The sequence below is a fragment of the Pseudomonas sp. Root71 genome, assembly GCF_001429045.1.
Lineage (GTDB): Bacteria > Pseudomonadota > Gammaproteobacteria > Pseudomonadales > Pseudomonadaceae > Aquipseudomonas > Aquipseudomonas monachiensis.
This window is the reverse complement of the sequence record NZ_LMHY01000012.1, coordinates 425,108-439,577: the sequence shown is the minus strand read 5'-3', so window position 1 is coordinate 439,577 and position 14,470 is coordinate 425,108. Positions and strand designations below refer to the sequence as shown.

Here is a 14,470-nt window from a genome sequence, read left to right as displayed (position 1 = left end):
GCGAGAGAACACTCGCGTGGCGTTAAGGTGGTAACCCCACCAGCCACACCCCGGCACACAATGTTCCCGCTGTGGCTGCTTCCTTCCGGATCTGACCAGGTTCACGGGTAATCGTTGCGGGGGGACCGATGGGGTCACCATAACGACGCTCACCTGTCGGCGAGCCGCGCCATTGTACCTATCTGAGACGAAGTTACAACCGTTCGGGGATATTAAAAAATATGAGCTGCTTCAAGGACATGCGCTGGCCTTAAAAGATCGCAGCCTGCGGCAGCTCCTACATGGATCGGCGTACACCTGTAGGAGCTGCCGCAGGCTGCGATCTTTTGATCCTATTGCGCCAACACCTCGTCCGCCCTGCCGCCCTCCTGCTGAATCACCAGGTGAATAAAGTGCAGCTTGGCAATGACCGCTGGCGGCAGGACGAACGGATAGAAATCCGGCTGCCCCATGCTGCGTGACAATTCGTTGAGCATGCCCGCCAGTTCTATCCAGGCATTGACGAACGACAGGAACGCCGCGCCGTCGGGATGCCGCGGATCGTAGAGGGTATCCAGCGGAAACGGCTGATAGTCGAAGTCCATTTCCCGGGCGCTCATGCCAAACCCCAGCGCGGTATCCACTGCGTCCATCATGTGCAGGTAATGCGCCCAGGTTTCGGCCCAGTCTTCCCACGGGTGCATGGTGGCGTAGGCGCTGACGTAGTGCTGCTGCCAGTCGAGCGGTGCGCCCTGCCGATAATGGCGCTCGAGGGCTTCGGCATAGCTGGCGCGCTCATCGCCGAACACTCCGCGAAAAGGCTCAAGCCATTGGCCATTGGCGATCAATCGATCCCAGTAGTAGTGCCCGACTTCGTGACGAAAATGCCCGAGCAGCGTGCGATAGGGTTCGTGCATTTGCACTCGCACCTGTTCGCGGTGGGCATCGTCGGCTTCCTTGATATCCAGGGTGACCAGGCCATTGGCGTGTCCGGTGGTAGGCGGTTTGCCTTCGAGGTCCACGCCGATGAAGTCGAAGGCAAGGCCCGTGTCTTCATCGACGGTTTTGGGAGTCACCTGCAACCCCAGGCTGAGCAGTTGCGCGACCAGACGTCGCTTGGCGGTTTCCACCTTGCGCCAGCGCTCGTGGTTGTCGGTTATCGACAGATCAGGAATGGTGCGATTGAGGCTGCAGGCAATGCACAAGACGTCATGGTCATTGGCCGGCAGCAACCAATTACAGGCCGCCGGGGAGTCGAGGTTGGCACAGCGGCGAAACAGGCCAGCCCCGGGATCGGCATCCAGCAGCCAGGTGTCCGCCTGCACACCCGGTTGCAGCGCAGACAGGCGACTGCGCTCCGGCTGATAACCCAATGCCGCCGAACAGGCCAGGCACTGGCTGTTGCGAAAGAACAGCGACTGCCCGCAACGACAGGACCAGACCTTGCTGTTGCGCGAATTTTCGACCGTGAACGGCGCGGCGATGCGCGAGCTGAGCTGCTCGAAGAACGGGTACATGGCGATCTCTCCCTGAGGCTTGCAGAGACTAGATCATTCCCGAGAGATGATCGTTCCCATGCTTATTGTGGGAAAAATCAATAGATCGCAGCCTGCGGCAGCTCCTACAGAGAAATGCGTTCTCCTGTAGGAGCTGCCGCAGGCTGCGATCCTGGGCGTCAAACCTGAATACCGTGACCTTTCAAGAACACCACAAACGCCTCTTCATCCAGCACCTTCAGCCCCAGCTCATTGGCCTTGGTCAACTTCGAACCGGCACCCGGCCCTGCCACCACGCAATGGGTTTTGGCCGACACCGAGCCGGCGACCTTGGCGCCGAGGCTTTCGAGTTTGTCCTTGGCGATATCGCGGCTCATCAGCTCCAGCGAGCCGGTCAGCACCCAGGTCTGCCCGGCCAGCGGCAAACCTTCGACGACTTTCTTCTCGCTCTGCCAATGCATGCCGAAATCGGCAAGTTGCTTCTCCGCCGCTTCGGCCAGCTGGCGATTGTCCTCGACCGCAAAAAACTCGCGCACCGAATTGGCCTGTTTCTCCGGCAGCGCCTGGCGCATATCCAGCCAATCCGCGCCAATCACCGCCTGCAACGAACCGAACTTGTCCGCCAGTTTCTGCGCCCCGCCCGGCCCGACCAGGGGGATATGCAGCTTGTCGAGGAAACCGCCCAGGGTGGTGCTCGCCGAAAACTCGGCACCCAACTCGCCCTGATCCTGAATCTGCAGGCCATGCTTGAGCAAATCAGCGATCACCTGCCGGTTATGCGCGTCCTCGAAGAAGCTGTGGATCTCGTGCGCGACTTCCAGGCCAACATCCGGCAAGTACGTCAGTACCTGCGGCAAGGCCTGCTGCACCCGCTCCAGCGAACCCAGGGAGCGCGCCAGGACCTTGGCCGTCTCTTCGCCGACATCGGGAATCCCGAGGGCGTAAATGAACCGCGCCAGGCCCGGCTTCTTGCTGTCTTCGATGGCGCCGAGCAGGTTCTTGCTCGACAGTTCGGCAAAGCCTTCCAGATCGACGATCTGCTCAAAGGTCAGGGCGTACAGATCGGCCGGCGAGCTGACCAGGCCTTCGTCGACCAGTTGCTCGACGCTCTTCTCACCCAGGCCTTCGATGTCCATGGCGCGACGGGAAACGAAATGGATGATCGCCTGCTTGAGCTGCGCACCGCAGGCCAGACGACCGACGCAGCGATATACCGCACCTTCGCTGACCGTCTCGCGACCCTTGCTGCGTTTGATCAGTTGCGTGCGCTCGACATGGGAACCGCACACCGGGCACTGTTCCGGAATCTGCACCGGCCGGGCGTTTTCCGGACGGCGCTCCATGACCACTTGCACCACCTGCGGAATCACGTCACCGGCGCGGCGGATGATCACCGTGTCGCCGATCATCAGGCCCAGGCGCGCGACTTCGTCCATGTTATGCAGTGTGGCGTTGGCCACCGTGACACCAGCGACCTTGACCGGTTTCAGACGCGCCACCGGCGTCACCGCCCCAGTGCGGCCGACCTGGAATTCCACATCGAGCAGTTCGGTGAGTTCTTCCATCGCCGGGAATTTATGGGCGATGGCCCAGCGCGGCTCACGGGCGCGAAAGCCCAGTTCGCGCTGGGAGGCAATGCTGTTGACCTTGAACACCACGCCGTCGATTTCATACGGCAGCGCGCTGCGACGCTCACCGATGTCGCGGTAGTAATCCAGGCACTCGGCGATACCGTGCGCCAGCTTCAACTCATGACTGATCGGCATGCCCCAGGCCTGGAGCTGCTGCAAATTGCCGATGTGCGTATCGGCAATGTCCGCCGACACCTGGCCAATGCCGTAGCAGCAGAACTCCAGCGGGCGATTGGCGGTGATCTTCGAATCCAGCTGGCGCAAACTGCCTGCCGCCGCGTTACGCGGGTTGGCGAAGGTCTTGCCGCCGACTTCCAGTTGCGTGGCGTTGAGCCGCTCGAAACCGGCCTTGGACATAAACACTTCGCCGCGCACTTCCAGGGTCGCCGGCCAGCCAGTACCGTGCAGCTTGAGCGGGATGTTGCGTACGGTGCGCACGTTGACGCTGATGTCTTCGCCGGTGGTGCCGTCGCCACGGGTGGCGCCGCGCACCAGGATGCCATCCTGATACAGCAGGCTGACGGCCAGGCCATCGAGCTTGGGCTCGCAGCTGTACTCGACGGTTGCGCCGCCACCGAACAGATCGCCGGCCGGCAGGTCCAGGCCTTCGGTCACCCGGCGATCGAACTCGCGCATGTCGGTTTCTTCGAAGGCGTTGCCGAGGCTGAGCATCGGTACTTCGTGACGCACCTGGGTAAACGCCGACAGCGCGGCGCTGCCCACTCGCTGGGTTGGCGAGTCGCTGGTGATCAGTTCGGTATTGGCCGCTTCCAGCGCCTTGAGCTCGTTGAACAAACGGTCGTATTCGGCGTCCGGAATGCTCGGCTCGTCGAGCACGTGGTAACGATAGTTGTGCTGATCCAGCTCAGCGCGCAGCTCTAAAATACGGTTCTTGGCGGCGGTCATGGGTGTTCTCTCATAAAGCAAAAGAGCAGCCGAGGCTGCTCAATCTGTTTTGCCGATCATCCCGCGCACCGCGCGGGAATAACCATTTCAATCAACGTTTCTGGGTCAGGGCGCGGCGTTCGAATTCGACAATGCGCTGACGGTAATGCTCGATCGTCTGGGCGGTCAGTACGCTGCGCTGGTCGTCCTTCAGTTCGCCGTTGAGTTCCTGGGACAATTTACGTGCCGCTGCCACCATCACGTCGAAGGCTTGCTTCGGATGGCGAGGGCCTGGCAGACCGAGGAAGAAGCTCACTGCCGGGGTGCTGAAGTGGTCGATGTCGTCCAGGTCGAATACGCCGGGCTTGACCGCGTTGGCCATGGAGAACAGCACTTCACCGTTACCGGCCATGCTTTCGTGACGATGGAAAATGTCCATCTCGCCGAAACGCAACCCGCTCTCCAGAATGTTCTGCAACAGCGCCGGGCCCTTGAAGCCGGCAGCGTCGCGGCAGATCACGCTGATCACCAGCACTTCTTCGGCTTGCGGCTGATCCTTGTCGTTGACCGCTGGCGCGGACTTGGTGTCGTCCGGGAAATCGTCGTCGCGGCTGCTGAAGCTCGGGCCACCGTCCAGATCCAGGCTGAGGTTCATGTCGCCCTGGGAAGGCTCGCTGTGGCCACGCTTGCCGCGCTTGGAGCCCGACTCGCGAGGCTCGCGGGCCGGCATGCTCACCGAAGGCAGGTCCTGCTCATCCAGTTGCGGCTCTTTATGTGCATCCAGCACGCGCGGCGGGCCCAGCAACTCGGCGCTGCTGTCCTCGTCCGGCAGATTGGACAGATTTCGATCAAGACGGAACTTCAGTTTTCCCTTGCCGCCGCGCATACGGCGCCAGCCATCGAAAAGAATACCGGCAATGACAATAATGCCGATGACGATCAGCCACTCGCGCAGACCGATTTCCATGTAATCCCGTGCCTCTATAAAAAATGCTGAAAAATAAGGGGTTTACAACCTGCAAACCGCTTTAAAACGTGGCGCCAACTCTATGTTCTGACAGGCGTTTTGCCCACGCATACGAAAAATTGACATTAAACTAGCACGACCAAAGGCAACTTTACACCGTCTACCGCCTTGGCTGACGCGAATATGTCGATTGGCCAGCAAGTCGAAGCCAGGAAAAGAGTCCTACACACCGTAAAGCCTCTTTCCTACAACTACGACTCAGGCGTCCACCATCGCCATCGCCTCCTCGACATCCACCGCCACCAGGCGTGAACAACCGGGTTCGTGCATCGTCACCCCCATCAGTTGCTCGGCCATTTCCATGGCGATCTTGTTGTGGGTGATATAGATGAACTGCACTGTCTGTGACATCTCTTTTACCAATCGCGCGTAGCGTCCAACGTTAGCGTCATCCAGTGGCGCGTCAACCTCATCGAGCATGCAGAACGGCGCCGGGTTCAATTTGAAGATCGCAAAAACCAGGGCCAATGCGGTCAGGGCTTTTTCGCCGCCGGAGAGCAAATGGATGGTGCTGTTCTTCTTTCCGGGCGGCTGCGCCATGATTGTTACCCCTGTATCGAGTAAATCTTCGCCCGTCAGTTCCAAATATGCGCGGCCGCCACCGAAAACTTTTGGGAAAAGCGCCTGTAAACCGCCATTGATCTGATCAAAGGTATCCTTGAAACGGTTGCGGGTTTCCTTGTCGATCTTGCGAATCACGTTCTCAAGGGTTTCAAGGGCTTCCACCAGATCGTCGTTCTGGGCATCCAGATAACGTTTACGTTCCGACTGTTGCTGGTACTCATCGATGGCCGCCAGGTTGATCGCGCCCAGACGCTGGATCCTGGCGGCGATGCGCTCGAGCTCTTCCTCGGCATCCTTCTCGCTGGCCTCGGCCGTCAAGGTCGCGAGTACGCCGTGGAGATCGTAGCCGTCTTCCAGCAATTGGTCCTGCAAGGTCTTGCGGCGCACGGTCAGGGCTTGCCATTCCATGCGCTGGGTTTCGAGCTGGCTGCGAATCAACTGCGATTGCTGTTCAGCCTGGCTACGGCGCTTCTCGGCGTCGCGCAATTCGCGGTCGGCGTCTTCAAGGGCGATCTGCGCGGTCTTGAGTTCTTCGTCGACGGTCATGCGCTTGTCGAGCAACTCCTCGAGCTTCAGGCGCAGCTCTTCCAGCGGTGCTTCGCCCTCCTCCAGATTGAGGCTCAGTTGCTCGCGCTTTTCAGTCAGGCGTTCGGACTGCATCTCCAGACGCTCCAGCGCCTGGCGTGTCGAATCATGCTGCGCCTTGAGCGAACCCAGGCGCACCGCCAGCTGGTGGGCGTGATCCTTGTGCTGCCGCGCTTCCTGACGCACACGATCCAGGCGCTCGCGCAGGCTGTCGCGCTGGGCCAGCAGCAACTCACGCTGCTCGGTGTCCTGCGCCATGCTGTCGAGGGCTTCCTGCAATTGCAGGCGCGCCTCACCGATGTTTTCGTGTTCCAGCGCGCGCTGCTCATCGAGTTCGACAAGCTCTTCGTCGAGACGGGTACGGCGCAGGGTCAATTGTTCGGCCTTGGCTTTGCCGGCGGACAATTGCGCCTTCAATTCACCTTGCTGACGCGCTTCGTCCTGCAGCAAACGGCGCAAATGTTCGCGACCGTTTTCCTGCTGACGCTGCTGCGCCCTGAGATTCTGCAGTCGGGTTTCCAGGGTTTCGACAGCGGCTTCGCGCTCTTCACGCTCAAGGCCCAGTTGCTGGATTTCCTGCCCCCGGGCGAGCACGCCGCTTTCCGCCTCACTGGCCCGACGCACCCGCAGAAAATGCCGTCCGACCCAGTAACCGTCACGACTGATCAGGCTCTGCCCGGCAGCCAATTGCCCCCGCAAGGCCAAGGCCTGTTCCAGACTGTCGACCGGCTTGACCTGCCCCAGCCATGGCGACAGATCGAGTTGCGCCTCGACTTTGTCCAGCAAGCTGCCCGGCATCCGGACGCCATCGCTGGCCGGGCTGAGCAAACGCAGATCGCCCTGGGCAAAGCCCGACAGATCGAAATCGTTGAAATCATCCACCAGCACCGCTTGCAGGTCGGCGCCGAGCACGGTTTCCACCGCCAGCTCCCAACCGGCCTCAACCTTCAGGCCTTCGGCCAGGCGCGGGCGATTCGCAAGATTCTGCTCGCGCAGCCATTCGGCGGTGCCGGTGCCCGGATCGAGCGCGGCTTGCTGCAAGGCTTCGAGGGAGGCCAGCCGACCGTTGAGGCGCTGTAAATCGCCTTGTGCCTGCTGCTGCGCGGTCAGCGCCTGCTGCAACTCCTGACGTAACTGCTCGAGCTTTTCGACCTGGGCTTCTTCGCTGGTCTGCAAATCCTCAAGGGTCGCTTCGGATTCGGCGAGCTGCTCGCTGAGCGCCATGATCGCCGCGTCTTCCGGGTCCGCCGAGAGCAAGGCGCGCTCTTCGCCTAAACGCTTCTGGCGGTCGGCCAGGCGCTCGAGGCTGGTTTCCAGCTGCTGGATCCGCGACTGCTGCACTTCGGCCTGACGGCGCGGCTCGGCGGCGGTGAGGTTGAACGTATCCCACTGCTCCTGCCAGCCGTGCATGGTGGTTTCGGACTCTTCCAGCGCGGCGGCGGCCTCTTCGGCGGCGGCGCTGGTGACTTCCTGCTCCGGGGTGAGCATGTCCAGCTCTTCGCCGAGGGTCAGCAGCAACGTGCGGTCGTGACCCAGGTGCGATTCGGTTTCCAGGCGCGCGCGCTCGGCCTCTTTCAGGTCATCCTGCAACTGGCGCAAACGCTGCTGACCGTGCTGGATGCTCTGCTCGACCCGGGCGATGTCGCCGCCGACCGAGTAAAAGCGCCCCTGCACCAGGTTGAAGCGCTCCGAGAGGTCGTGGTGCCCGTCACGCAGGCGCTCGATGCTCGCATCGGCATTGCGCTGTTCGGCCACAAGGGCTTCGAAAGAAACTTCCTGGTTGCCGATGATCGCTTCACGCTGGCCGACCTGATCATTCAGCGCCTGCCAGCGCAGGGCCGACAGCTGGGCCTTGAGCTGACGCTCCTCACCCTTGAATTCCTGATACTTCTTGGCGGCCTCGGCCTGGCGGTGCAAGCGTTCGAGCTGCCGCTCAAGCTCTTCGCGCAGGTCGGTCAGGCGCTCGAGGTTTTCGTGGGTGCGGCGGATGCGGTTTTCCGTCTCGCGCCGGCGTTCCTTGTACTTGGAGATGCCCGCGGCTTCTTCGATGAAGTTGCGCAGGTCTTCGGGCTTGGACTCGATCAGCTTGGAGATCATCCCCTGCTCGATGATCGAGTAGCTGCGCGGGCCAAGCCCGGTGCCGAGGAAGATGTCGGTGATGTCGCGGCGCCGGCATTTGGTGCCGTTGAGGTAATAAGTGGTCTGGCTGTCGCGGGTCACTTTGCGGCGAATGGAGATTTCCGCGTAGGCGGCGTACTCCCCGAGCAAGGTGCCGTCGGAGTTGTCGAACACCAGTTCGATGCTCGCCTGGCTCACCGGCTTGCGGCTGGTGGAGCCGTTGAAGATGACGTCGGTCATCGACTCGCCGCGCAGGTTCTTCGCCGAACTCTCGCCCATCACCCAGCGTACGGCGTCGATGATGTTCGACTTGCCGCAGCCATTGGGCCCGACCACCGCCGCCATGTTACTGGGGAAGTTCACCGTGGTCGGGTCGACGAAGGACTTGAACCCCGCCAGCTTGATGCACTTGAGCCGCACCCTCAGGCGTCCGTCAGTGCTGAGATCACCAGATCGCAACTGCGCTGGGCGTAAGCCGTCAGCACTTCACGAATCTGCACAAAGTCACGGGCCAGCACAGCAGCGAGCAAGCGTTCGAACAGCTCGAGGAATTCGCTCATCGACGCTTTGCGCAGGTCCAGCGCGAGGAAATACGCACGGCTCATGGCCGGCTGCAGATTCTCGACGGTCTCCTGCAAGTACGGGTTGTTGGCGAACGGGTACGCGGCGCGCATCACATTGAAGCTGTCGTCGACGAACGTGCGGATGTCCTGACGCTCGTAGCTGGCCGTCAGGCGTTGCTGGATCTGTACGAAAGGCGCCATGTCGGCCTGGGTTTTCCAGCCGCTGGCCACTGAGTTGCCGAGCAGGATATAGAGCTCGCTCATCAGCGTGCACAGGCTCTGCACCTTGTGTGGCGTGAGCTCGGTAACGTGGGCACCGCGTCGCGGCAGGATCGCGATCAAATGGCGACGCTCGAGGATCAGCAAGGCCTCGCGGACCGAACCACGACTGACATTGAGGGCCAGCGTGACCTTCTGTTCCTGGATGCGCTCCCCGGGCTTCATTTCGCCGCGAATGATGCGTTCGGCGAGGTGGTGAGCGATTTGCTCGGCGAGGCTGTCCGGCGCCTTGAACGTCATGGTTGTCCTTCAAACTCTTTGATCTGTACAAGCGGCGCAGTGTAGCGCAATTGCTGCGTCAGGGCGGAGTGCCTGCCCGGAGGTTTTTGGCACGATTCAAGCAAATTCAAGCAAAAAGGCAGGCTATCGAACCAGCGACAATAATTAAGGAACAGGTGGTTGATCGACAAATTGTAATTTCCTGACCTTTAAGTCAGAAAACCATTGACCGAAAAGTCAGACCTGCTAAATTCAGTTCCTATCGGTTAACAACAATAATGAGTCTGCGAGGCCTTCCGTGATCCAGTTTTTACTAAACCAGGAACTCCGTAGCGAGCACGCCCTGGACCCGAACCTGACCGTGCTCAATTATCTGCGCGACCATGTCGGCAAGCCCGGCACCAAAGAAGGCTGCGCCAGCGGTGACTGCGGCGCCTGCACCGTGGTGGTCGGCGAATTGCAGACCGATGATGACGGCCGCGAACACATTCGCTATCGCAGCCTCAACTCGTGCCTGACCTTCGTGTCGTCCCTGCACGGCAAACAACTGATCAGCGTCGAAGACCTCAAGCACAAGGGTGAACTGCACAGCGTGCAGAAAGCCATGGTCGAGTGCCACGGCTCGCAATGCGGCTTCTGCACCCCCGGCTTCGTGATGTCGCTGTTTGCCCTGCAAAAGAACAGCGATGCACCGGATCATGCCAAGGCCCACGAAGCACTGGCCGGCAACCTCTGCCGTTGCACCGGCTACCGGCCGATCCTGGAAGCCGCCGAGCAGTCCTGCTGCGCCAAGCAACCGGACCAGTTCGACGCCCGCGAGGCCGACACCATCGCACGCCTCAAAGCCATTACCCCGACCGATATCGGCGAACTCAACAGCGGCGACAAACGCTGCCTGGTGCCGCTGACCGTGGCCGACCTGGCCGATCTCTACGACGCTTATCCACAGGCCCGCCTGCTGGCCGGCGGCACTGACCTGGCGCTGGAAGTCACGCAGTTCCACCGCACCCTGCCGGTGATGATCTATGTCGGCAACGTCGCCGAGATGAAGCGCATCGACCGTTTTGACGATCGCCTGGAAATCGGCGCCGCCACGTCCCTGTCCGATTGCTACGAGGCCTTGAACGCCGAGTACCCGGACTTCGGTGAATTGCTGCACCGCTTCGCGTCCTTGCAGATCCGCAACCAGGGCACCCTGGGCGGCAACATCGGCAACGCCTCGCCGATTGGTGACTCGCCGCCCCTGCTGATCGCCCTCGGCGCGCAGATCGTGCTGTGCAAAGGCGAGACCCGCCGCACCCTGGCGCTGGAAGATTACTTCATCGATTACCGCGTCACGGCGCGCCAGGAAAGCGAGTTCATCGAGAAGATCATCGTGCCCCGCGCCAGCGTCGATAAACTGTTCCGCGCCTACAAGGTTTCCAAGCGCCTGGACGACGATATCTCGGCAGTCTGCGCCGCCTTCAACATTCGCCTGGAAAACGGCATCGTCGCTCAAGCCCGCGTCGCCTTCGGCGGCATGGCGGCCATCCCGAAACGCGCCGCTGCCTGCGAAGCCGCGTTGCTCGGCTCGCCATTCAATAACGCCACTGTCGAACGCGCCTGCGCTGCCCTGGCCGAAGACTTCACGCCGCTCTCGGACTTCCGCGCCAGCAAGGAATATCGCCTGCTCAGCGCGCAGAACCTGCTGCGCAAATACTTCATCGAACTGCAAACACCGCACATCGAGACCCGGGTGACCGCTTATGTCTAATCATCACGCCGTAGAGAAGACCCAAGCCGAATTGGCTGAACTGTTCGCCAAGGACCTGACCACCGGTGTCGGCCGCAGCGTCAAGCACGACAGCGCCGCCAAGCATGTGGCCGGTGAGGCGCAATACATCGACGACCGCCTGGAGTTTGCGAACCAGTTGCACGTCTATGCGCGCATGTCGGACCGCGCCCACGCCCGGATCATCAGCATCGACACCTCGCCCTGCTACGCCTTCGAAGGCGTGCGCATCGCCATCACCCACGAAGACGTACCGGGCCTGAAAGACATCGGCCCGTTGTTACCGGGCGATCCGCTGCTGGCCATCGACACTGTGCAGTTCGTTGGTCAACCGGTGATCGCCGTGGCGGCGAAAGATCTGGAAACCGCGCGCAAGGCGGCCATGGCCGCGATCATCGAATACGAAGACCTGGAACCTGTGCTGGACGTGGTCGAAGCCCTGCGCAAGCGCCACTTCGTACTCGACAGCCACACCCATCAACGCGGCGATTCGGCCACGGCGCTGGCCACTGCCGAACATCGCATCCAGGGCACGCTGCACATCGGCGGCCAGGAGCACTTCTACCTGGAAACCCAGATCTCTTCGGTGATGCCGACCGAAGACGGCGGCATGATCGTCTACTGCTCCACGCAAAACCCCACCGAAGTGCAGAAGCTGGTGGCCGAAGTGCTGGACGTGTCGATGAACAAGATCGTCGTCGACATGCGTCGCATGGGCGGCGGTTTCGGCGGCAAGGAAACCCAGGCGGCCAGCCCGGCGTGCCTGTGCGCGGTGATCGCGCACCTCACCGGCCAGCCGACCAAGATGCGCCTGCCACGGGTCGAAGACATGCTGATGACCGGCAAGCGTCACCCGTTCTATGTCGAGTACGACGTCGGCTTCGACAGCACCGGCCGCCTGCACGGCATCAACCTGGAGCTGGCCGGCAACTGCGGTTGCTCGCCTGACCTGTCGGCGTCGATCGTCGACCGGGCGATGTTCCACTCGGACAACTCGTACTACCTGGGCGATGCGACCATCAACGGTCACCGCTGCAAGACCAACACCGCGTCGAATACTGCCTACCGTGGTTTCGGCGGCCCGCAAGGCATGGTCGCCATCGAAGAAGTGATGGACGCCATTTCTCGCCATCTGGCCCTGGATCCTTTGGCCGTGCGCAAGGCCAACTACTACGGCAAGACCGAGCGCAACGTCACCCACTACTACCAGACCGTCGAGCACAACATGCTCGAAGAGATGACCGCCGAACTCGAAGAAAGCAGCCAGTACGCCGAGCGTCGCGAAGCGATTCGTCGCTACAACGCCAACAGCCCGATCCTGAAAAAAGGCCTGGCGCTGACCCCGGTGAAATTCGGTATTTCCTTCACCGCCAGCTTCCTCAACCAGGCCGGTGCCCTGGTGCACGTCTACACCGACGGCAGCATCCACCTCAACCACGGCGGCACCGAAATGGGCCAGGGCCTGAACACCAAGGTCGCGCAGGTCGTGGCCGAAGTGTTCCAGGTGGAAATGGACCGCGTGCAGATCACCGCGACCAACACTGACAAAGTGCCGAACACTTCGCCAACCGCTGCTTCCAGCGGTGCCGACCTGAACGGCAAGGCCGCGCAGAACGCTGCCGAAACCATCAAGCAACGGCTGGTGGAATTCGCGGCGCGCCAGTACAAGGTCAGCGAAGAAGACGTGGAATTCCACAACGGCCACGTACGGGTCCGCGATCACATCCTGACCTTCGAAGCACTGATCCAGCAGGCGTACTTTGCCCAGGTGTCGCTGTCGAGCACCGGCTTCTACAAGACCCCGAAAATCTACTACGACCGCAGCCAGGCCCGTGGTCGGCCGTTCTACTACTACGCCTTCGGCGCCGCGTGCTGCGAAGTGCTGGTCGACACCCTGACCGGCGAATACAAGATGCTGCGCACCGACATCCTCCACGACGTCGGCGCCTCGCTGAACCCGGCCATCGACATCGGCCAGGTCGAGGGCGGTTTCATCCAGGGCATGGGCTGGCTGACCATGGAAGAGCTGGTGTGGAACAACAAGGGCAAGCTGATGACCAACGGCCCGGCCAGCTACAAGATCCCGGCCGTGGCGGACATGCCGCTGGACCTGCGGGTCAAGCTGGTAGAGAACCGCAAGAACCCGGAAGACACGGTGTTCCACTCCAAGGCCGTGGGCGAGCCGCCGTTCATGCTCGGTATCGCCTCGTGGTGTGCGATCAAGGACGCCGTGGCGAGCCTGGGCGATTACAGACATCAACCGAAAATCGACGCCCCGGCAACCCCGGAGCGAGTGTTGTGGGGCTGTGAGCAGATGCGCCAGTTGAAGGCGGCAAAAGCTGTCGGGGCTGAGACCGAGATGGCTTCGCTCTAAGACCGAGGTGCGGCTATCGCGAGCAAGCTCGCTCCCACAGGGTTATGTGCTGACTGATGGACCTGTACAAATCCAATGTGGGAGCGAGCTTGCTCGCGATGGCGGACTAACAGACACACAGATGTCGAGGTGAACATGTACAACTGGATCGACGCCCTCGCCGACCTGCAAAACCGGGGTGAGCCCTGCGTGCTGGTCACCATCATCGAAGAGCTCGGCTCGACGCCGCGCAACGCTGGCTCGAAGATGGTCATCAGTGCGAACCAGAGCTTCGACACCATCGGTGGCGGGCACCTGGAATACAAGGCCATGAAGATCGCCCGCGAGATGCTCGCCAGCGGCAAGCAGGACACCCATCTGGAGCGTTTCAGCCTCGGTGCCAGCCTTGGCCAATGCTGCGGTGGTGCAACCGTTTTGCTGTTCGAACCGATGGGCCAGGTTCAAGCGCAGATCGCCGTGTTCGGTGCCGGCCACGTTGGCCGCGCCCTGGTGCCACTGTTGGCCAGCCTGCCCTGCCGGGTTCGCTGGATCGATTCGCGGGAAGATGAGTTCCCCGAGCAGATCCCCCATGGCGTGCGCAAGATCGTCAGCGAAGAACCGGTGGATGAAATCGATGACCTGCCGGCCGGCAGCTACTGCATCGTGATGACCCACAACCACCAGCTCGACCTCGAACTGACCGCCGCGATCCTCAAGCGCAACGACTTCGCCTACTTCGGCCTGATCGGTTCGAAGACCAAACGGGTGAAGTTCGAACATCGCCTGCGCGACCGCGGTTTCGACAACAGCGTCGTGCAACGCATGCGCTGCCCGATGGGCATCGGCGAAGTCAAAGGCAAGCTGCCTGTGGAAATCGCCATCTCCATCGCCGGCGAAATCATCGCCACCTATAACGCGAACTTCGGTCAGCACACCGCCAGCGCCGGATCGATTGCCAAACTGCTGCCTGCGTCACGCCGCAGTCAAGCCTCCAATTGAG

Annotated in this window: 8 protein-coding genes and 1 other RNA gene; 3 read left to right on the top strand and 6 right to left on the bottom strand. The window is 61.4% G+C overall.

The window, feature by feature from the left end; all coding sequences use genetic code 11:
• Positions 1 to 34 precede the first annotated feature (34 nt).
• From ffs to ASD95_RS12020, 6 genes are all read right to left on the bottom strand, one after another.
• An RNA gene (ffs, locus tag ASD95_RS28610) (signal recognition particle sRNA small type) lies at positions 35 to 131 on the bottom strand.
• A 201-nt stretch (positions 132 to 332) separates the two neighbouring features.
• The gene (locus ASD95_RS12040) at positions 333 to 1,496 is read right to left on the bottom strand and encodes a zinc-binding metallopeptidase family protein (RefSeq protein ID WP_056721946.1); all 1,164 of its coding nucleotides are present in this window, start codon (positions 1,494 to 1,496) and stop codon (positions 333 to 335) included.
• A gap of 158 nt (positions 1,497 to 1,654) precedes the next feature.
• A complete protein-coding gene (gene ligA / locus ASD95_RS12035) occupies positions 1,655 to 4,012 on the bottom strand; it encodes an NAD-dependent DNA ligase LigA (RefSeq protein WP_056721944.1) in 2,358 nt (785 codons plus the stop codon).
• Positions 4,013 to 4,103: 91 nt separating this feature from the next.
• Positions 4,104 to 4,958, bottom strand: coding sequence for a cell division protein ZipA (gene zipA, locus ASD95_RS12030; RefSeq protein ID WP_056721941.1), 855 nt, complete (start codon positions 4,956 to 4,958; stop codon positions 4,104 to 4,106).
• A 258-nt stretch (positions 4,959 to 5,216) separates the two neighbouring features.
• Positions 5,217 to 8,705, bottom strand: a complete 3,489-nt coding sequence (gene smc / locus ASD95_RS12025) for a chromosome segregation protein SMC (protein WP_056721939.1) — start codon at positions 8,703 to 8,705, stop codon at positions 5,217 to 5,219.
• Positions 8,706 to 8,707: 2 nt separating this feature from the next.
• Positions 8,708 to 9,367 (bottom strand): GntR family transcriptional regulator, encoded by a 660-nt coding sequence (locus ASD95_RS12020; protein ID WP_056721937.1) that lies wholly within the window; start codon positions 9,365 to 9,367, stop codon positions 8,708 to 8,710.
• A gap of 277 nt (positions 9,368 to 9,644) precedes the next feature.
• Here ASD95_RS12020 and xdhA point away from each other — a divergent pair, with 277 nt between their 5' ends.
• From xdhA to xdhC, 3 genes are all read left to right on the top strand, one after another.
• A complete protein-coding gene (gene xdhA, locus ASD95_RS12015) occupies positions 9,645 to 11,099 on the top strand; it encodes a xanthine dehydrogenase small subunit (protein ID WP_056721935.1) in 1,455 nt (484 codons plus the stop codon).
• Positions 11,092 to 13,491 (top strand): xanthine dehydrogenase molybdopterin binding subunit, encoded by a 2,400-nt coding sequence (xdhB, locus tag ASD95_RS12010; protein WP_056721934.1) that lies wholly within the window; start codon positions 11,092 to 11,094, stop codon positions 13,489 to 13,491. Before xdhA ends, xdhB begins: the two co-directional genes overlap by 8 nt.
• A gap of 135 nt (positions 13,492 to 13,626) precedes the next feature.
• The gene (gene xdhC / locus ASD95_RS12005; RefSeq protein WP_056721932.1) at positions 13,627 to 14,469 is read left to right on the top strand and encodes a xanthine dehydrogenase accessory protein XdhC; all 843 of its coding nucleotides are present in this window, start codon (positions 13,627 to 13,629) and stop codon (positions 14,467 to 14,469) included.
• Position 14,470: the final 1 nt, after the last annotated feature.